We start from the raw sequence: 18703 nt of genomic DNA, 5'->3' as shown, positions 1-18703 counted from the left end.
CGTGGTGGAACTGCATCCTGCCCTGGAACCGCTGGCTCCGCTGCTCGGCACGTGGTCCGGCCGCGGCCGAGGCGACTATCCGACCATCAGCCCCTTCGAGTACCTCGAGGAGGTTGTGTTCGGACACACCGGCAAACCGTTCCTGACCTACAACCAACGCACCCGCTCCCCCGATGGCGCGCCCATGCACGCCGAGACCGGCTATCTGCGCGTACCGGCGCCGGGCCGGGCGGAACTGGTCCTGGCTCATCCCACCGGTGTCACCGAAGTCGAAGAGGGCGCCTTCTCGATTGCGGTGGGAGCCATGGTGATCGAGCTCGCGTCCACCTCAATCGGCCGCACGGCGTCGGCCAAAGACGTTGCGGCGCTGCAACGTTCGATTACCGTGGCAGGCGGCGAACTGCACTACACCGTGCAGATGTGCGCAGTGGGTCAACCGTTGCAGCACCATCTGAGCGCTACGCTGTTCCGGCAGCCGTGACGGGCGAGGGAAGGATCCGGGTTCCCGCCGACCTCGATGCGGTCACCCATGTCGGCGCCGAGGAACCCGGCGGCCTCTCCCCCGCCGCCGTCGAACGCATCTGGGCTGCGGCGCGGCACTGGTACGCCGCCGGCCTGCAACCGGCCATCCAGTTGTGTCTGCGGCGGGACGGCCGGGTGGTGCTGAACCGGGCCATCGGCCACGCCCGCGGCAACGGACCCGACGACCCGCCGGACGGCGAACAGGTGGCGGTGACCACCGGCACGCCGTACTGCGTTTACTCGGCGGCCAAGGCGATCACCACCACCGTCGTGCACATGCTCGTCGAGCGTGGTTGCTTCTCGCTGGAGGACCGGGTCTGCGATCACCTGCCCGACTACACCGGCCACGGCAAGGAGCACACCACCGTCCGCCACGTCCTGACGCACAGCGCCGGTGTGCCGTTGGCCAACGGTCCACGGCCGGATCTGCGGCGGATCAACGACAGCGACTACGCCCGCGAGCAACTCGGCCGACTCAAACCGATCCACCGGCCGGGTCTGGTGCACATCTATCACGGGGTGACCTGGGGCCCACTGATCCGCGAGATCGTCTCCGCCGCCACCGGCCGCGATATCCGGGAGATTCTTGGCACCGAAATCCTTGGGCCGCTGGGCTTCCGGTGGACCAACTACGGCGTGTCCGAGGCCGACGTATCGCAGGTGGCGCCCAGCTACGTCACCGGCAAGCCGCTGCCGGGCCCGATCGCGGCGGCGATGAAGACCGCGCTCGGCGGATCGATGCAGAGAATCATCCCGTTCTCCAATACCCCGGTCTTCCTCACCAGCGTGGTGCCCTCATCGAGCACGGTGTCGACCGGGGAGGAACTGTCCCGCTTCGCCGAGATCCTGGTCCGCGGAGGCGAACTCGACGGAGTTCGCATCATGCGCCCGGAGACGCTGCGGGCCGCGACCCGGCAGTGCCGGCGGCTTCGGCCCGACGTGGCGACCGGACTGATGCCGATCCGGTGGGGTACCGGTTACATGCTGGGCTCCAGGCATTTCGGCCCGTTCGGGCGCCGCGCCGAGGCCGCCTTCGGGCACACCGGCCTGACCAACATCGCGATGTGGGCCGATCCGTCCCGCAACCTGGCGGTGGGCCTGGTCAGCAGCGGCAAGCCTGGCCGGCATCCCGAGGCGGGCCGTTACGCCGCCCTGCTGGACCGCATCAACGCGGAGATTCCACAGGATTGAATTGCCGACCGCGAAGCCGGCCGGTTAGCGTTGCCGTATGGCTGACTCGATGCTGCAGCAACAACTCGATGAGGTGCGCGCGCTGCTGCGCCGGGCCCGCGAGCTTTTCGGGTCCAATCCCGTTGCGCCGCCAGAAGATATCCGGCCCGCGACCCCTCGTGGCGACGCCGGCGGGCTCGGGTAGGTCAGTCCCCGGTTTCGGCGAGCCGATGGTCGCTCAGGTGGGCTTCGGCCCGGCTGAGGTCGGCCGGGGTCGGCAGTTCGGCCGACGGGCTGAAGCCGGCGTCGATGATCTCCTGCCGGATCTCCATGACCGCCCGCAGGTGTGAGACCTCTGCCGTACGCAGCACGGCCTGGGCCAGGGACCGCGCATCGGCATCGCTGACGGCTTCGGACAGCGCGACGCTGTGGAGGTAGCCGCCGCGGCAGGACCGGAACAGCACATGGCCGCTCGGGTGCGCGGCATCGAAGTCGGGATCGGGGTCGCTCACGTGCCGCCCTCGGCGACGTTCCGCAGGCGCTGCGCAGCCTCGGCGTCCTGGGTCTCCCAGGCCGCGGCGGCCTGGTTGAGCCGGTCGGCCATCTCCGCGTGGGCGGCCGCCTGCTGCTGGTAACAGGACCGGCGCTGATCGAGCAATTCTGCTCCGGCGGAACGGAATTCGGCGAAGATCGGGCCGAGGGAATCCAGGCTGGCCATGACGTCGGCGTGGCCGGCCGGGACGGCGCCGAGGGTTTCGGCCGTCTGCCGATGCTCGCGGGCGGCCCGGCGAAGGTCCTCGGGCACCACGTTGAGGTGCTCTGCCATTACTCACTCCTGTCAGGACGGGGCCGTCTCCACCGGCCGGGTGGGCGCCGGTACCTCCGGCGCCGGGGGCTGTTCCGGGGCTTGCTCGGGGGGTTCCGGGGCCGGCGGATGTTGCCAGCCTAGGAACCCGGGGCCGGTCACGGCGGCGATAGCCCTGATCTGCCCGTCGATCAGGGCGTCGCCGTCACCCAGGGCGAGTGCGAGGCGGTCGGGCAGTATCCCGATGTCCCCGGGTATCAGCCGGGTGACCTCAACCGGCGCCGTGACGGCGCTGCCCGGCGCCGGCAGGGTGATGCCCTGTTGGCGGAACGCTTCGGGGATGGGGGTGCCGGCGATCGCGGCGGTCATCGCTGCGGCCACTTCCGGGCTGGGTGCGGTGACGGTGCCCCCGTCGGGCAGATGGACCGTCGCGGGACCCTCGGGAAGGGCCTCGTCGCGCGCCTCGTCGGGCTGCCCGTCCGGCGGGTGCGGGTCGCGCTCATCGCGCGGCTCGTCGACCCGATCCGACCTGCCGCCGAATGCGCGGTCGGGCAGCGTGTCCGGGCGGCCCGGATCCGGAGGCGGCGGCGCAGACAGCCCGCCGGCGCCGAACGGCATCCCGGCGGGCAGGCCCCCACCCCACGCGGGGGCCGGCGGGGCCATCGCGGGCGCCGCCATTTCCGGTGCCGGGAAAGCCGCGGGCGCGGGCGGCGGAGCGGGAGCGACAATTGGCGGCGGAGCGGGAGCGACAATTGGCGGCGGAGCGGGCGCCGGACCGGCCGGGCCGAAGTCCCCGATCGGCGGCAGATCCCCGAGACCCCGGGATTCGGTGGCGGCGTCAGGTCGGCGGCCGAAGGGCTCGGCCGCCGCCGGACCCCCCGACGCCGTCGCACGCGGCGCCCCGCCGCCCGGGGGAGTCGGCGGCGAATCCCGTCGTGGTGGGGATTCCGGAACCGACGGCTCGGTGTGCGGCGGCTCGGTGTGCGGCGGAGTGACGGAGGCATACAGTGCGGCCAGCGCCGCCGCCAGGGACGCCTTGGAGGTGGCGTCCAGACCCGCCGTGTCGACGACGGTCCGGATGTCGCGCAGCTTGCCGATCAGGAAACGCTGGAACTCCCGCGCCCCCGCGGGCGTGTCGAGGTCTGTTCGGGACAGCACGGCGGATTCCAGTTCATGCTGCAGCTTCTCCAACTCGGCCGCCCCGTCGGCGTTGGCGGCGTGCGCGTTGAGGACGGCGGTGACGACCTGCAGGTCCACTTGGGCGGCAGTCGAGTTCTGTTGTGCCAGAGCGGCTTCGGCACCCCGGATGGCGTCGGCCGCCAGCCCCTCATTGACTCGCGGTGCGGGTGGCATGGGCCCGGGCTCGACCAGAAACGCGTCCGGGTGGGCGGCGACGATCTTGGCCAGCACGGCGCCCAGTGCCGGCGGCGAACTCCACGCACTGCAGGCCACCGCGATGTCCTCGCCGGAAAGGCCGTTCTGCCAGGAATCGCGGTTTCCGGTGGCCGCACGCACGCGGGCTATCGCGTCGAGCAGATCTCGGTGACTCGCCACCGCGGGCCTCTCATGCCGGTCACTCTAGGCAGGGCCGCGGGGGGCGACAATTCACCGCTGTGCATGAGGAGACTCAGCCGGAAGGCCGGTTGCGGTAACGCTCCCCAAGTTCTTTCAGCGCAACGGTTTTGGCGTGCGCGGCGTCCTTCGCTGCGCTCACCACGCTGGCGATTTCGCGATTCTTCTCAACCAACCGGCGGGCCACTTCACGTGCTCCGGCGGCGCTGTCGGAGGTTTGGTCTGTCGCGGCGGCCTCGACCTCGGAGCCGATGGCCTCGATGCGCCCGATCGACTCAAGGGCGATACGGTGCGCCCCGGCGACTGTCTCGGCCAGCAGGCGATCCGCGTCAGCGAGGTCGGCATCCCGGGCGGCGAGTAGCCGGCGGGCCGCCGCCAGGGCGTCGCCGGAATCCCCTCCCTGCGCCATGGCCCGACGGTACCCACGGCGCGGGCGGTGAACAACTCACCCAGGCTAAACCGGCCGCCGTATCGCGACACTCGGGCCCATCCGGCTGATCTGCACCGTCGCGCCCGGTTGCGGCGCTTCGACGACGAGGTCGTCGCCGATCGCCATCTGGACGTGACCGGGGTGCGGGAACACCAGATCGCCGGGCCGGACCTGGGCGGGGGCTATCGGCACACCCTCGTGGATCTGCTGATAGGTGGTCCGTCGCAGCGGGACTCCGGCCTGGGCGTAGGCCCACTGGACCAGTCCGGAGCAGTCGAAGCGGTCCGGGCCGGTGGCGCCCCACACGTACGGCCGGCCGATGCGGCTCAGCGCCGCCCGGACCGCTGCCCGGGCCCGGGCGTCGCGGCCGCCACCGCGGGGGAGCGTCATCCGGTAGCGCAGGTTGCGCAGATCGGTCCGGCGTCGATGCGCCCGCCGGCGCGCCATCGCGACGTGCGCCCGCTGGGCCCGCAACCGGGCGATTCTGCGCCGCAGCAGTTCTCGGGCGGCAATCGGGTTCCCCGGCGGCGGACCGGAATCGGCCCGCGCCGCCGCCAGCACCGTGGCGGTGGCGCGGTTGGCGTCGCCGTGGTCGCGCCGGGCCTGGGCGAGGATCCGGCTGAATTCGTCGTCGGCGGCCCCGGCGGCGGCCCGCTCGGCGTGCCGGGTATCCGCTGCCTCGCGGTAGGCGTCCGCCGTCACCCCGGAGAGACCGGCCGGAACGCGGCCGGGGGAGTGGCCGCCCGACAGTGCACCACGGCCGCCGTCCCCCTCGAACAACGCATGGGCGCGGGCCAGCAGGGCAATCTCACCGCCGGGATCCGCGGCGGTCATGCCTCCGCCTCGACGAAGGCCCGCACCCGCGGCAGAGCGCCGGGCGGGATCAGGCCCTTGTTGCGGATGTCCCACATCTCCTCGGTGGTGACTCCCAGCAGGGCAGCGACGACGGCGTCCGGCAGCCCGCTTCGCCGGCACGCCTGGTCGAACCGGGCGCTGATGCTGGCCGGCATCCGGGCCAGCAGGGTGGAGCGGATGCCCTCCAGGGTCTTCAGGTGAGCCATCAGCCGGGCGGTGGATCCGGCGCCGGCATTGACCGCCACCCGCCATGAATTCGCGGCCAGCATCTCGGCCTTCACGCACTGAGCGATCACGGACAGAATATACGTCTCATATCCGTTTGCCGTCTCCGCCGGCAGCCTCGCTATCAACGAGTTGAGCGATTCCAGGTGCGCTTCGGCGTGCGCCTCCAGCACGTCTGCGTCGGAGTGACGGTTTACGACCACCGTTCCGGGGGAGCGGACGACGGTCGGCGAAGTCGCCTGCGAGGCCAGGAGCTGGGCCAGTTCGGCGTCCGGATCGTCGGCGACCAAGAGTCGCGCGTAAGTTCCCGGCGGCAGGCCGAGACCATTTTCAACCTTCTGAACTGTGCCTTTGTGCGGTTTACGGGCTCCGCGCTCCAGGTAGCTCAGTCCCATGATGCTGACGCCGGTGGCCGCCGCCAGATCGGCCAGCGACAGGTCCCGCGATTCCCGCAGAGCCCGGATGGCCGCACCTGCCGCCTCGCGGCTCACCGTCGGGCTCCCAGCATGGGCGAATCGTACACAGGCGATCTTTCATATACGGTTCTGTTTACGTTTCATTGCGGCGGCCCGCTCCAACGTATATGTTTCTGTCATCGAATCGCTCTGAGGAGGTTGTGATGGACATTCGCCCGTGCTCCGCCGAACCCGACATGTGGTTCGGCTACGCCGACGACGACGCCGGCGACGGGGCCGCCAAGGCCCGCGCCTACGAGCAGTCGGCCTCGAAGGCCCGGGCCATCTGCCTGCGCCGGTGCCCCCTGGCCCAGCAGCGGCAGTGCGCCCGGCTGGCGGTCGAGGGCGGCGAGGAGTACGGCGTGTGGGCGGGTGTCAAACTGCCCGGGGGTCAGTACCGCAAGCGCCACCAGCTGGCGCACGCGCATGCCGTGCTGCGTCGGATCGCCGACGGCACCCTCAACCCGCGGGAACTGCCGGAGAGCGCCGAGTTGCTCTCCCGCGCCGAAGCGCCCGACGTACCGGCGCCGAAAGTCGTGCACGTACGGACCGGGCAGCGCCCGGCCGCCTGAGGCGGCCCGGACACGCGGAGCGGCGGGTGCGCCGCAGCGGGGCCGGCGCGCAGGCAGACTGGACGGGTGCGTGGAGTCGTGGTGCTGGCGGTCCTCGGGTTGTTCGCCCTCGTCCTCGCCGCTCTGAGCGGAAGCACCCCGCTGGCCTTGGTGGTGATCGCCCTGGCCGCGGCCGGAATCGTCCAACTCGTGAGGGACGGGCGCCCCGGGCCCGCGCCCGGGCCGGGACCGGCCGCCGTCGCCGTCGCCGTCGAGCCTGCGCCGGAACCGGAGCCGCCGGTGTTGTCGGCCGATGAATTCACGCCCGACATCTCCACCGATCCGGACGGGCCGTCCTCGGACGCCCGGGCCGATCACGTTTAGCTGCGCACCGGGTGCGGGATCTCCCGACGGCTGAACTCGCCGCGGACGGATTCGGTCGGCGTCGCCTGCGTCACTCACCCGGCCTATACTGTGCAACCGTTGTTTGTCCGGCGCCGGAGAACGGCAGTTAAGGAGAACCCCGAATGGCCTGTTCAGTACGCAAAGCGGTGTGCATCGGCGCCACGGCGGCGGCTCTCAGCGGTGTCGGGGCCGCGGTCGCGACGATCGTTCCGAGTGGTCGGGCCGGCGCCGACACCTGCACCAACGAGGTGGGCAACAACCTCAGCGTCAGCTACTGCGCCGACCTGACCGACATCGTCGGGGCGATCCTGACCCCGGGGCCCGTGGACCGCGGCCCGGGCAATATGACTCCCAACGCCTCGACCTGCCTGAGCTGGGACGGGCGCTGGGTGGAATCCAACACCTGCCAGTAGCGGCCCGGGGTCAGGACGCCTTCGCCCTCTTGGCGTCCCTGGCCAGAAGACGGTCGCGCTGCTCCTCGAACTTCACCACCTGGCCTTCCAATTCGGTCAGATAGCCGGCGAGTTGCTCACGCCGTTGCTCGCCGGCGGCGCTGAAGTCGGTGCGCTCGAAGATCCGCCACTTGCGCAACGTCGGGCCGACGACCTCCTCGAGGTGCTGGCGCGGATCGTAGATGCCGTGCTTGGCCATCAGCACGCCGTTGCGGCGGAAGTTCGGCATCCCCTGGCCGGGCATCCGGAAGTTCTCGACCACATCGGCCACGGCCTCCAGCGCCTGGTCCGGGGCGAGTTCGAGAGCCGCCCCGCACATGTTGCGGTAGAAGATCATGTGCAGGTTCTCGTCGGCGGCGATGCGTTGGAGCAGCCGATCGGCGATCGGGTCGTCGCATATCTTTCCGGTGTTGCGGTGGCTGACCCGGGTCGCCAGCTCCTGGAATGAGACGTAGGCGACCGAGAGCAGGAAGTCGGTCTTGTGACGTTCCTCCTCCGCGGCCGTCGGGCCGAAGCCGTGCGTCATGTGTTCCATCCGGGCGCGTTCCAGTGCCACCGGATCGACACCGCGGGTGACGACGAGGTAGTCGCGGATGGCGATGCTGTGCCGGGCTTCTTCGGCCGTCCAGCGGCCCACCCACGTCCCCCATGCGCCGTCCAGGGAGAAATGCTCGGCGGCCTGCCGGTGGTACGAGGGCAGATTGTCCTCGGTCAGCAGGTTGGTGATCATCGCCGCCTTGGCGACCTCGCTGAGCTGTGACTGATCCTCGGCCCAGTCCTCCCCGCCCATCGCCGAGAAGTTCCGGCCCCGATCCCAGGGCACATAGTCGTGGGGGTGCCACTCCGGGGCGACGGCGAGATGCCTGTTCACCTCGTCTGCGGCCACCTGCTCGAGTTCGGAGAGTAATTCCAGGTCGGTCAACATCCGGGACATCCCGCACCTCATCCTCACCGCACCGTGTTCTCCGGAGACTTCTGGGCTGAGGTCTCCCGGGCGGCGGGTAGTTGCCCCTCCAGGGTATTCGAAGCGACGCCGAACAGGGAAACCGGCTTGGGGACTTCGGCCGCGGGGCCTAGACCCGCAGATGCCGCCGGAAGAAGCCGATCATCTGGTCGTAGGCCCCCTGAAGTTCCGGAATCCCCGTCCCGTCGGCGATCGGCACATGCCACATCCCGTCGCTGACCACAAGCGTCGCCTCGGCCCCCTGCGCACGCGCCCGCTCCGCCACCCGGATCGCGTCGGAGCCGATGATCTCCGCGGTCGTCGCGAGCAGGAACAGCGGCGGAGCGCCGGTGTAGTCGCCGAAAACGGGCGAGACCAAGGGGTTTCGGGGATCCGCGCCGCCGACATAGGCGCGCATCGCCAGGTCGACGTCGTACGGGGTCAGGATGGGGTCGTCGAGCCCGACCGAACCGAACAGATAGCCGCTGTGGGTCATGTCCGCACCCGGGGACAGCGGCGCGGCGGCCGCCGGCGACGGCAGGCCGCGCGCCTTGAGCCCCAGTAGCGCCGCCAGCGCCAGACCGCCGCCGGCCGACGTGCCGAAGACGCCGATGTTGCCCGGCCGGAAGTCCTCGACCAGACCGGAATAGGCGGCCAGCACGTCGTCCAGCGCCGCCGGGTAGGGGTGCTCCGGGGCAAGCCGGTACTCGACCGACACCACCGGCACGCCGAGAGAGTCTGCGACCGCGCACTGCAGGGCGAGTTGGGTCCTTCGGGAATTGACGATCCAGGCGCCACCGTGGATGAACATCATGACCGTCTCGGGATGACGAAGGTCGCGGGGCGTCACCCACAGGGTCGGGATGCCGTTGAGGGTGCGGTCCTCCAACCCATGTGTCGCAGACCTTTTGGCGTATTCGGCGTCTTCGGTCGCGGCGCTGAAGGCACGGACCGCCGCGAGTTTCGCCGGGTCGTCCGCGGGCAGCGGCAACTGGGGCTGGTTGGCCCACGCCTGACGAGCCGCGTCGCTGATGCCGGGCGGCGCCGGGACCGAGTTGGGGCCGTAGACGATCGCGATGCCGGCCTCCTGAAGACCTTTGGCGAGCGGCTCGGCCTGGCTGGGAAAGGTGTAGGACTTCCGGCGGGGCGGTCCGTCGGGCGCGGCCCCGGACTCCCGGCCGCGGGGGGACGAACAGGCGCCGGCGCCGGATCCGGCCAGGGCCGCTCCCGCGCCGAAGACCAGGAAGCGGCGCCGATCAAGAAACCCGCCCATCTCCGTCAGGCGGGCGGCCGGGCTGTGCCGGCCCCGACGCACCCCGGCTCGGCGGCGGCCGTGCGCTCGTGCTCGAACACGTCAGCCCCCTTTCCGTGATGGGCGCCGCGTGCCGCCATCGGACTTTGCTGATACTACGTCGAGCTGGCCTGCGGCGTGGCGGGCTCGGAAAAGGAATTCCGGGCCCGGTTCCCCGGGGCAGGACATCTCGGCAAACGTCCCCCGGGCTTCCGAATCGCCCTGAGCCGCTATGTTGTCACGATGAGGATTGCTGGGTCGTCTGCCGGCGGAGCCTTCGGGCGTCATGTGGGACGGGTGGGCGCGCTCGCGGTCGCCCTTGGTGTGGGGGCGACGATGGCCGCGTCGCCCCCCGCGTACGCCGACAAGTCCCGGGCTGGAGACAACTCGGCGGACGCCGCGCCGAACCCCGGTGAGTCCGGGTCGCCCGGACACCGGTCGGCCCGGGCTTCGGACCGCCCGGCGCGTGGCGGCGGCGTTCCGAAGCCGGCTGCGGCCACTACCGAATCCGTGCCCCCCACGCCGGAGCCGTCGGTGAGGACACCCCGCGCCGCCGCATCCGCCGACCCCTTCGCCGGCGCCGTCCGCATCTTCAGCGGCAACGGCACCGCCGACAACCCCGACGCCGGACTGCTGTTCGGTGACGGCTTCACCTACACCGGCTACGAAGGCGCCTGCACCAGCGGCCCGTGCGACGGCGGGCGTGCCGGACTCGTATCCGGTTCGGGCGGCGGCGGTTTCGCCGGCGGCAACGGCGCATCGGCGGGGCTCTTCGGCAACGGCGGCAGCGGCGGCAAGGGCGCCGAGGGCATCAACAACGGCGCCGGCGGCCGCGGCGGCAACGGCGGTCTCTTCTGGGGCAGCGCCGGGGACGGCGGAGCCGGTGCGGCACAGACCGGCGTCGGCGGCGCGGGCGGCGACGGCGGCCGCGGCGGCTTCCTGTCGTTGAAGGGCAGCGCCGGGCGGGGCGGCGACGGTGGTGCTGGTACGACGGCCGGTGGCGCCGGCGGCGCCGGCGGAACCGGACCGCTGCTAGCCGGCTACCCCGGCGACGGCGGTACGGGCGGTTCGGCCAGCGCCGACGGGGGAGTAGGCGGTGCCGGTGGGCGCGGCGGCGACCAGGGTCTGCTCAACCTCTTCGTTGAGGACGTCGACATCCTGAACATCGTCGTCGGCCCCGGCTACGGCGGCACCGGGGGAACGGCAACCGGCGTCGGCGGAACCGGGGGCATCGGCGGCGATGGTGGCGACGGCGCGGCGCTCATGCCCTTCGCCTTCGGCGGCCCGGCCGGACGCGGCGGGAACGCCACTGGCATCAATGGCGTCGGCGGACAGGGTGGTCGCGGTGGCGATACCGGCGCCTTCTCCGGCATCGGCTTCGCGGGGAGGGGCGGCAACGGTGGCAGCGCGCTCGGTGCCGGCGGAGTCGGCGGCCGAGGCGGCGTGGGCGGCGACACCAGCTGGCTGGCGTTCATCGGCGACGGCGGATCCGGCGGCTGGGGCGGCTCCGGTGACGTCGGCGGTGGCAACGGCGCAGACGGCGGTCGGGGAGCACTGCTCACCGGGGCAGGCGGGACGGGCGGCTTCGGCGGCGACGTCAAGGGCCTGATCGGTGACGGTGGCGACGGCGGCAACGGCGGATCGGGTGGCTTGTTCACCGTCTGGGACGTCGGCGTGCTGATCTTCCTGAACGGCAGGGGCGGCGACGGCGGCCTCGGCGGCGACGGCGGGAAGGTATCCGGCAGTGGCGGCGCGGGCGGCGACGGCGGCGACGCGGGGATGTTGGCGGTGTTCTCCTCCGGCGGCGACGGCGGCCGAGGTGGATACGGCGCCACCGGGGCCGGTGCGGGCGGCGGCGGCGGCAAGGCTTCGCTGGTCTTCGGCGCCGGGGGCAACGGCGGACTCGGCGGCAACGCGCTGCTGTCCGGCGCCGGCGGCGCAGGCGGTGGCGGCGGCGACGGCGGCTATGTCCTGGGTTCCGGTGGCGACGGCGGGAACGGCGGTGTCGGCACGCCCGGCGGAACAGGCGGGGCTGGGGGGCTGGGGCGTTGGCTGTTCTTCATTGATCGCGACGGAACGACGGGGGCGGACGGGGCGATCGGCTGACATACAGCGCTGCAGGTCTCGTCGATCACCCCCGTCTGGGATGGGCCCAGGCCCCGGTGGGACCCGTGCTCGGGAAGGCGCTGGCACTGCCGATCTCGGTGGCATCGCACGTGGACGCCATGGCCGGGGCCGAGTTGCTGATCGCCGCGACGCCCCGCGGTGGCCCCGACCCCCACGTGGCCCGGGGCAACAGCCTCTACGTTTACGCCCGCGAGACGGTCGGCTTCGCGCAGGTGATCGACGGCAGGGTGCACACCCCGACAAGCGGCCCAGGCACCATCGCCGGGCTGCCGGCGCAGTCCGGGCTTCTCGGCGGCACAGGGAGTTTGGAGTCGACTGTCAGCGACGCAGCTGTGGTGGCAGCAGCCCGTAAGCGCGGCATCCTGCCGGCGACGGGGCCCAACTCGACGGTGTCCAGCCTGATGCGGATAGCCGGTAAGACCGACAACCAGGCCGGCGAGGAAGCCCGGGAATTACTCGCCGAACGGGCCCGCGTGCTGGGCCGGGCCGTTGCTTTGCTCCGCGACGTCTTGAATCCCGACGAGATCGTCGTGGGAGGGCAAGCCTTCACCGAGTACCCGGAAGGGCTGCGGTGGGTTCGGACGGCAGCGGCCGAGGGATCCCTGTTGCCCGCCAGGGACATTCGCGTGGCTAAATTCGGCAACAGAGTGCAGGAGGCCGGGGCGGGCGTGTTGTCGTTGAGTTCCTTCTACGCCGACCCGCTGAACTCGCTGCGGCGTGCGGGTAACACCCGGCAGCCACCAGCCTGACCCGGGGCGGGCAGGATCAGGCCGCGCTCCGGGTCCGTCGGGCATCCCGGTGCGCTCTGGCACGGGGCGCCCCGTCCCGCGCGGCCTCCGCTGAATCAGGTTGGCCAAGAGTCTCTTTCGCCGCGGCCGGAAGGGCCCGGGCCGACCGCCCGGCCGCTGCGCGAACCAGGGGATCGGAGTCAACCCCGGGCGGGGCGGGCGGGAGCGACGGGGCCGGCGGGGCCGAAGAGACGGCAGGAACCGCCGGCGCCAGTGGCGTCGGCGGGCCGTAGGGGTCGACGGCCCCGGCGTAGACCGGCGGGCCGCCCACCCCGTAGGGCCCCGGGGTGGCGGTGTGGAACGGCCGGTTGTCGGGATCGCCGGTGATGTAGGCGATTCCGTTGTCCCAGCCGGTCGGAATCGCCTTGAGGGTGTTGACCGCGGCGTTCAACGGGTTGGCGATGTAGAGGTATTTCGCGGGTGTGGGGGCACCGGGGTTGATGGTGCGGTCGTAGCCGGTCTCGACCAGAACCCGCAGTGGCGGGTCGATGACGGTGGCCACCAGGGGCCCCAGCCACGGCACGACGGTCAGCGGCCCGACCAACGGCAGCGTCTCGGTCGGCACCAGGTAGTAGGTGGAGTCCTGGTACTGGCCCTGCAATTCGGCCGTGCCGGTGCCACCCTCGGGATGCTCGGAGACGAAGCCGAGGAGGACGTTGGCCACCGCGAGAAGGTTGAGCGGATTGAGTGGGAAGTCCCCCACCGGGTCGTACTGGTGGACGATGTCGACCGTGGTCAGCGGCGTGGGCTGCGGGGAGTTGGTGACGGTGGCGCCGGAGAAGGTCACGTCGAGGACGGGTATCTGCACTCCGACGAACCGTTCCAGGATGCCGCCGTTGGGCCGGTTGGGATTGGACTCGAAGACGAAGTCGACCGTCCCGTCGGGTGGGTGGGCGATGAGGTCGCTCTTGATCGCCGAGGCGACGGTGCCGCTCTGGGAGTAGCCGAACACGGTGAAGGAGGTGTCGCTGAGTCGGCGCGTGCCGGTGGAGGTGTACGGCGGCTCGGTCACGGTGCAGTCAGCACCGCGCAGGCAGGCGCCGAGGTTGTCGACGCCGACGACCACCGACTCGTCGAACCGCATCGACTTCAGTCCGGTCACCGGCCAGAACTGCTCCGGGGTGTAGACCGCGACCGGGGCACAGCCCGGGGAGCCGCCGGCGCACAGACCGGTCGGGCCGACGTAGTTGCTGTATGCCCAGTCGATGTAGGCGTCGATGTAGGCCGGGGTGTCATCCGGAACGCTCAGGGAGTGTTGGGTGCCGCCCATGTACAGCGCGGTCGCGGTCAGGGTGATGGCGGACTTGACCGCCTGGACGCCGGCGGTCACCACGACGGTGGCGACGGCCAGGACGGCCAGCAGGGGAACCAGAACCGATCGGGTCGCAGTCCGCACGCCCACCCCCTTCGCGGCGAGGTCAAGGCTCTTTTCAGAGCATAACGGGCCGCCGACGCCACCGTCGGTTCACCGGCGGTTCCGGCGGGACGGCGGCGGGTCGTCTCGGGCGCGACACGGTTCGGCAGCCGGTTGACGACGCTCGGCGGAGTTCCCCCGGTTCGGGCGCATACTGGGAGCTACGTCAGTGCCGAGGCGAACCGAGCGGGACACCCGCCACAAGCGGGATCGCCCGGGGTCGCCCGGCACCGAAGGTGACTAGAGGTCTGTTGGCGAAACATGCCGGACAGCGACCTTAGGAGGCGCCGTGGCTGTACTTGTCGACCCGTTGAGCGGCGACGGCTGGAGCGTCGCGTTGGATCCCGTGCAGCTTGTCGATCCGGATGGGACGCCCACCACCGAAGACCGTTTCCATCGCGACCTGCCGCCGGAAACCCTGGGCTGGCTCTACGAGATGATGGTCGTCACCCGCGAACTCGACACAGAGTTCAACAATCTGCAGCGCCAGGGCGAACTGGCGCTCTACGCGTCCTGCCGCGGCCAGGAGGCGGCTCAGATCGGCGCGGTGGCCTGCCTGCGCAAAACCGACTGGCTCTTCCCGCAGTACCGCGAAATCGGGGCGTTCCTGCTGCGCGGCATCACCGGAGCACAGATGGGCGCGGTCTGGCGCGGGAATTGGCATGGCGGGCTGGGATTCTCCGCCAAGTGCGTTGCCCCGATCTCCATCCCGATCGGAACCCAGCCCCTGCACGCGGTGGGCGCGGCGATGGCGGCCCAGCGGCTCGGCGAGGACTCGGTGGCGGTCGCGTTCATCGGCGACGGCGCCACCAGCACCGGTGACGTCCACGAAGCCCTCAACATGGCCGCGGTGTTCGCCGCGCCCTGTGTGTTCTATGTGCAGAACAACCAGTGGGCGATCTCGGTGCCGGTGCACCGCCAGCACGCGGCGCCGTCGATCGCCCACCGCGCGCCCGCCTACGGGATGCCCGGTATCCGGGTCGACGGAAACGACGTGCTGGCCTGCTACGCGGTGACGGCCGCCGCCGCCGCCCGGGCCCGCGCCGGCCGGGGGCCGACGCTGATCGAGGCGGTCACCTATCGGATGGGGCCGCACACCACCTCCGACGACCCGACCCGGTACCGCACCGAGGCGGAGTCGGAGCTGTGGCGGGCAAGGGATCCGATCGTTCGATACCGCGCGTATCTACAGGCCGTCGGGGTCTGGACCGAGCGGCTTGAGCAACGGGTGACCGCGCACGCCGCCCGGCTCCGCACCGAACTGCGCGAGGCGATGATCCACGCGGCCGATCCGGATGTGCGGGAGATGTTCGACTCCGTCTACGCCGACATCACCCCCGAGCTGGCCGCCCAGCGCGATCAGCTGAGCGCCGAGCTGGCCAAGGAGGCATGAGGTGACCCAGATCTTCGAGCGACCGCCGCTGCCGGACGCCGATCAGACCGCGGTGACCCTCACCATGGTGGCCTCGATCAACCGCGCCCTCCATGACGCGATGGCCGGCGACGAGCGGGTCCTGGTGTTCGGCGAGGACGTCGCCCGGCTGGGCGGGGTGTTCCGGGTGACCGACGGACTGGCCGAAACCTTCGGTGGCGCAAGGTGCTTCGATACCCCGCTGGCGGAATCGGCGATCATCGGGATCGCCATCGGAATGGCGGTCCGCGGCCTGGTTCCGGTGCCAGAGATCCAGTTCGACGGTTTCAGCTATCCGGCGTTCGACCAGATCGTCAGTCACTTGGCGAAATACCGGATGCGCACGCACGGCGACATCGACATGGCGGTGACGGTCCGCATCCCGTCGTTCGGCGGGATCGGGGCCGTCGAGCACCACTCGGAATCCACCGAGACCTACTGGGCGCACACCGCGGGCCTGAAAGTGGTTGTGCCGTCGACTCCGTCGGATGCCTACTGGCTGCTGCGCGAGGCGATCGCCAGTCCCGACCCGGTGATCTACCTGGAGCCCAAGCGGAGGTATTGGACTCGCGGGGAGGTCGACACCACCACGCCCGGTCCGCCGATCGGCGAAGCGGCGATCCGGCGCAGCGGCAGCGACGTCACCGTCGTGACGTACGGGGGTCTGGTGGCCACTGCCGAGAGCGCCGCCGAGCTGGCAGCTGCCCGGCACGGTTGGGACCTGGAAGTCGTCGACCTGCGCTCGCTGAACCCGTTGGACTTCGACACCGTCGCGGCGTCGGTGCGCAAGACCGGCCGGTGTGTGGTGATGCACGAGGGTCCGCGCACCCTCGGCTTCGGCGCCGAGCTGGCGGCCCGTGTTTCCGAGGAGATGTTCTACGAACTGGAAGCGCCGGTGCTGCGCGCCACCGGCTTCGACACGCCCTATCCGCCGGCGCGACTGGAGAAGCTGTGGCTGCCCGGGGTCGACCGGCTGCTGGACTGTGTCGAGCGGTCATTGGAGCTGCCATGAGCGTCAGCGACTTCCTGGTGCCCGACCTGGGCGAGGGCTTGGCCGACGCCACGGTGTCGAGTTGGAATGTGGCCGTCGGGGACGTCGTCGAGCTGAACCAGACACTGTGCACGCTGGAGACCGCCAAGGCCGAAGTGGAGATTCCCAGCCCGTACTCCGGGCGGGTGGTCGAACTCGGGGGAGCGGTGGGTGACGCCCTGCCGGTGGGCACGCTGCTGGTGCGGGTGCAGACCGACGCCGCATCGGAGCCGAGAGCCGGGAGCGTCGGCGCCGTCCGCAACCCCGTTCTAGTCGGGTACGGCACTGACGCCGGCTTCGACGCCAGCCGCCGGGGCGTGCCGCGTCCGAAGGCCAAACCGTCTGTGCGCAAGTTGGCCGCCGAGCTGCTCGTCGACTTGGCGGATCTGCGGCCCGGGCCGGACGGACTGGTGTCCCGGGAGGCGGTGCTGGCCGCAGCCGGGGTGCACAACGAACAGCGCCCGGGGGTTTCCCACGACGTGCTGCCGGTGCGTGGCGTGCACGCGGCGATGGCCCAGCGGATGGCGCTGTCGCGCAGCGAGATCCCCGATGCGCACGCCGGCGTCGAGGTCGACGGCACCCGGCTGCTGGCCTTGCGGGACACCCTGGGTTTGAGCCCGTTCACGCTGACGCTGCGGCTGCTGGTGTTGGCGCTGACGCACCATCGCATCCTGAATTCGACCTGGGTGGGCGGACCGGCCGGCCCGCAGGTGCACACCCACCACGCGGTGCACCTGGGGGTGGCGGTGGCCGCCCCGCGCGGTCTGCTGGTGCCGGTGGTCCGCGGCGCGCAGACCATGACGACCCGCCAGCTGGCCGAGGCGGTCAGCCGGCTGATCGAAGCGGGGCGAGACGGCGTCCTGACGCCGGCGGAATTGCAGGGGTCGACGTTCACGGTGTCGAACTTCGGGGCGCTGGGCCTGGACGAGGGAGTCCCGGTGATCAATCACCCGGAGGCGGCCGTCCTGGGGTTGGGCTCGCTGCGGCCCCGGGCGGTGGTGGTCGACGGCGAGTTGACCGCGCGATCGACGATGGTGCTGACCTGCGCATTCGACCACCGAGTGGCCGATGGCGCGCAGGTGGCAGCGTTCCTATGTGAACTGCGCGGGCTGATCGAGGCGCCGGAGAAGGCGTTGCTGGACCTTTAGGGGCCTCGGGCCTCGAGGCTAGGCCTCGAGTTCCGGATGCTGACTCTCGTCATCGGCAACCGCAGCGCTGCGGGCGCCGGCCAACCACCCGGCCAGGCGCAGGCCGTAGCAGACGGAGGGGCCATCGCGTGCGCGGAATCGTGCGCGAGGGCACGATGCGTCGCCATATCTCGCGCGTTGACATGCGGACCGACCCCTAGGGCTGGCCGGCGACGGCCCTTCGCCGCAAAAAACGTCCCGCCCGCGTCTCCGTCTGCCACCCCCCACCAAACACTTAGGTCACGACCTCTTTCGAGTTCGTGACCTAAGTGCTCGCAGTTCGTAGAACCGCTCGTTGTGGGCGAAGGGGGACTTGAACCCCCACGTCCCGAAGGACACTGGCACCTGAAGCCAGCGCGTCTGCCATTCCGCCACTCGCCCGGGCGACCGGGGCAGTCTAGCACGGGTCGGGCGCCGGTCCCCAACCGCCCCGGGCCGGACCGGCGCGACGCGAGCCGCCGGGAAAGTCCCTCTGAACTGCGGCGATGTGATTCTCAGAGTTCGCCTGCGGGCGCTGAGGACAGCACGCCCGATACCATTGGCTCCGGGCTGTAACAACGCGGCGGGGTGGGGGAATCGAGGTAGGTTCCGGTGGGCAACCAGAAGGGTCTGGTTCAACGCATCGAGCGCATGCTTGAGGAGGGTGTGGGGGATGCGTTCGCCCGGGTTTTCGGCGGCTCGATCCTGCCCCAGGAGGTGGAGTCGCTGCTGCGGCGGGAAGCCGCCGACGGCGTGCAGACCCTGCCGGGCGACCGCTTCCTGGCCCCCAACGAATACGTCATCGCCCTCAGCCCCTCGGACTTCGCGAAGTTCAGCGCCGACCGGGACCTCACCGCCGAGGCATTCGCCTCCCACCTGGCCGGATACCTCCGCGAACAGGGCTGGCAGACCTACGGCGAGGTGGTCGTCCGGTTCGAGCAGGCCAACGCCCTACTCACCGGCCAGTACCGCGCCCGGGCCGTCGTCAACCCCGACGCACACCCCCGCGCGTCGGCCCCCCCACCCCGACCAGGACAATCGAACCACGCGTACACCGCAGAACCAGGAGTGCCAGCGATGACCGACAACCC

20 protein-coding genes, 1 tRNA gene and 1 pseudogene are annotated in these 18703 nt (G+C 71.1%); 12 read left to right on the top strand and 10 right to left on the bottom strand.

The window, feature by feature from the left end; genetic code table 11:
* The first annotated feature begins 1 nt into the window (after position 1).
* The 3 genes from ADBZ5U_RS02415 to ADBZ5U_RS02405 are packed head-to-tail and all read left to right on the top strand — an operon-like array spanning position 2 to position 1897.
* Positions 2-481 carry a peroxynitrite isomerase gene (locus ADBZ5U_RS02415; protein ID WP_526261983.1) on the top strand — a complete coding sequence of 160 codons (480 nt, stop codon included), beginning with the start codon at positions 2-4 and terminating at the stop codon, positions 479-481.
* Positions 478-1713 carry a lipase LipE gene (lipE, locus tag ADBZ5U_RS02410; protein ID WP_526261981.1) on the top strand — a complete coding sequence of 412 codons (1236 nt, stop codon included), beginning with the start codon at positions 478-480 and terminating at the stop codon, positions 1711-1713. Before ADBZ5U_RS02415 ends, lipE begins: the two co-directional genes overlap by 4 nt.
* 37 nt (positions 1714-1750) lie before the next feature.
* On the top strand, positions 1751-1897 hold the full coding sequence (locus tag ADBZ5U_RS02405) for a hypothetical protein (protein ID WP_526261979.1): 147 nt from the start codon (positions 1751-1753) through the stop codon (positions 1895-1897).
* A 1-nt stretch (position 1898) separates the two neighbouring features.
* Here ADBZ5U_RS02405 and ADBZ5U_RS02400 read toward each other — a convergent pair whose 3' ends face one another.
* The 6 genes from ADBZ5U_RS02400 to ADBZ5U_RS02375 all read right to left on the bottom strand — a co-directional run bounded on the left by ADBZ5U_RS02400 (position 1899) and on the right by ADBZ5U_RS02375 (position 6070).
* Complete coding sequence (locus ADBZ5U_RS02400; RefSeq protein ID WP_526261977.1) at positions 1899-2204, bottom strand: DUF2694 family protein; 306 nt, start codon at positions 2202-2204, stop codon at positions 1899-1901.
* Positions 2201-2518, bottom strand: coding sequence for a type VII secretion target (locus tag ADBZ5U_RS02395; RefSeq protein WP_526261975.1), 318 nt, complete (start codon positions 2516-2518; stop codon positions 2201-2203). Before ADBZ5U_RS02395 ends, ADBZ5U_RS02400 begins: the two co-directional genes overlap by 4 nt.
* 12 nt (positions 2519-2530) lie before the next feature.
* Complete coding sequence (locus tag ADBZ5U_RS02390; RefSeq protein ID WP_526261973.1) at positions 2531-4051, bottom strand: DUF4226 domain-containing protein; 1521 nt, start codon at positions 4049-4051, stop codon at positions 2531-2533.
* A gap of 73 nt (positions 4052-4124) precedes the next feature.
* Positions 4125-4478 carry a DUF4226 domain-containing protein gene (locus ADBZ5U_RS02385; protein WP_526261971.1) on the bottom strand — a complete coding sequence of 118 codons (354 nt, stop codon included), beginning with the start codon at positions 4476-4478 and terminating at the stop codon, positions 4125-4127.
* A 45-nt stretch (positions 4479-4523) separates the two neighbouring features.
* Positions 4524-5333, bottom strand: a complete 810-nt coding sequence (locus tag ADBZ5U_RS02380; RefSeq protein WP_526261969.1) for a C40 family peptidase — start codon at positions 5331-5333, stop codon at positions 4524-4526.
* Positions 5330-6070: a helix-turn-helix domain-containing protein gene (locus tag ADBZ5U_RS02375; RefSeq protein WP_526261967.1), complete on the bottom strand. Its 741-nt coding sequence runs from the start codon at positions 6068-6070 to the stop codon at positions 5330-5332. The genes ADBZ5U_RS02380 and ADBZ5U_RS02375 overlap by 4 nt, the downstream gene beginning before the upstream one ends.
* Positions 6071-6198: 128 nt before the next feature.
* Between ADBZ5U_RS02375 and ADBZ5U_RS02370 the strand changes: the two genes are divergently transcribed.
* The 3 genes from ADBZ5U_RS02370 (at position 6199) to ADBZ5U_RS02360 (ending at position 7403) form a co-directional block, all read left to right on the top strand.
* The gene (locus ADBZ5U_RS02370) at positions 6199-6606 is read left to right on the top strand and encodes a WhiB family transcriptional regulator (protein WP_526261965.1); all 408 of its coding nucleotides are present in this window, start codon (positions 6199-6201) and stop codon (positions 6604-6606) included.
* A 66-nt stretch (positions 6607-6672) separates the two neighbouring features.
* Complete coding sequence (locus ADBZ5U_RS02365) at positions 6673-6969, top strand: hypothetical protein (protein WP_526261963.1); 297 nt, start codon at positions 6673-6675, stop codon at positions 6967-6969.
* 143 nt (positions 6970-7112) lie between these two features.
* On the top strand, positions 7113-7403 hold the full coding sequence (locus ADBZ5U_RS02360) for a hypothetical protein (RefSeq protein ID WP_526261961.1): 291 nt from the start codon (positions 7113-7115) through the stop codon (positions 7401-7403).
* 10 nt (positions 7404-7413) lie between these two features.
* Here ADBZ5U_RS02360 and ADBZ5U_RS02355 read toward each other — a convergent pair whose 3' ends face one another.
* Both ADBZ5U_RS02355 and ADBZ5U_RS02350 read right to left on the bottom strand, forming a co-directional pair.
* Positions 7414-8376, bottom strand: a complete 963-nt coding sequence (locus ADBZ5U_RS02355) for an acyl-ACP desaturase (protein WP_526261959.1) — start codon at positions 8374-8376, stop codon at positions 7414-7416.
* A 139-nt stretch (positions 8377-8515) separates the two neighbouring features.
* Positions 8516-9658 carry an alpha/beta hydrolase gene (locus tag ADBZ5U_RS02350; RefSeq protein WP_526261957.1) on the bottom strand — a complete coding sequence of 381 codons (1143 nt, stop codon included), beginning with the start codon at positions 9656-9658 and terminating at the stop codon, positions 8516-8518.
* Positions 9659-10210: 552 nt separating this feature from the next.
* Between ADBZ5U_RS02350 and ADBZ5U_RS02345 the strand changes: the two genes are divergently transcribed.
* Together ADBZ5U_RS02345 and ADBZ5U_RS02340 are read left to right on the top strand one after the other, a co-directional pair.
* Positions 10211-11782, top strand: a complete 1572-nt coding sequence (locus ADBZ5U_RS02345; RefSeq protein WP_526261955.1) for a PE family protein — start codon at positions 10211-10213, stop codon at positions 11780-11782.
* A gap of 5 nt (positions 11783-11787) precedes the next feature.
* Positions 11788-12552 (top strand): annotated as a pseudogene (locus ADBZ5U_RS02340) (ROK family protein); the annotation flags it as partial.
* Between the two features lie 16 nt (positions 12553-12568).
* On the opposite strand, the gene ADBZ5U_RS02335 reads toward ADBZ5U_RS02340, so the two are convergent.
* Positions 12569-13987 (bottom strand): PE-PPE domain-containing protein, encoded by a 1419-nt coding sequence (locus tag ADBZ5U_RS02335; protein ID WP_526261953.1) that lies wholly within the window; start codon positions 13985-13987, stop codon positions 12569-12571.
* Between the two features lie 307 nt (positions 13988-14294).
* Here ADBZ5U_RS02335 and pdhA point away from each other — a divergent pair, with 307 nt between their 5' ends.
* The 3 genes from pdhA to ADBZ5U_RS02320 are packed head-to-tail and all read left to right on the top strand — an operon-like array spanning position 14295 to position 17594.
* Positions 14295-15398, top strand: a complete 1104-nt coding sequence (gene pdhA, locus ADBZ5U_RS02330; RefSeq protein WP_526261951.1) for a pyruvate dehydrogenase (acetyl-transferring) E1 component subunit alpha — start codon at positions 14295-14297, stop codon at positions 15396-15398.
* A gap of 1 nt (position 15399) precedes the next feature.
* The gene (locus tag ADBZ5U_RS02325; RefSeq protein WP_526261949.1) at positions 15400-16428 is read left to right on the top strand and encodes an alpha-ketoacid dehydrogenase subunit beta; all 1029 of its coding nucleotides are present in this window, start codon (positions 15400-15402) and stop codon (positions 16426-16428) included.
* The gene (locus ADBZ5U_RS02320; RefSeq protein WP_526261947.1) at positions 16425-17594 is read left to right on the top strand and encodes a 2-oxo acid dehydrogenase subunit E2; all 1170 of its coding nucleotides are present in this window, start codon (positions 16425-16427) and stop codon (positions 17592-17594) included. Before ADBZ5U_RS02325 ends, ADBZ5U_RS02320 begins: the two co-directional genes overlap by 4 nt.
* A 337-nt stretch (positions 17595-17931) precedes the next feature.
* Here ADBZ5U_RS02320 and ADBZ5U_RS02315 read toward each other — a convergent pair.
* Positions 17932-18014 (bottom strand) — tRNA-Leu (locus tag ADBZ5U_RS02315).
* Between the two features lie 210 nt (positions 18015-18224).
* Here ADBZ5U_RS02315 and ADBZ5U_RS02310 point away from each other — a divergent pair.
* Positions 18225-18703, top strand: a 479-nt coding sequence (locus ADBZ5U_RS02310; protein ID WP_526261945.1) for an FhaA domain-containing protein, incomplete at its 3' end; no start/stop codon positions are given.

The sequence above is a fragment of the Mycobacterium sp. genome, assembly GCF_040398885.1.
In the GTDB taxonomy this organism is placed as follows: domain Bacteria; phylum Actinomycetota; class Actinomycetes; order Mycobacteriales; family Mycobacteriaceae; genus Mycobacterium.
Note: the sequence above shows the minus strand (reverse complement) of the source record. Positions and strands in the feature narration are given on the sequence as shown.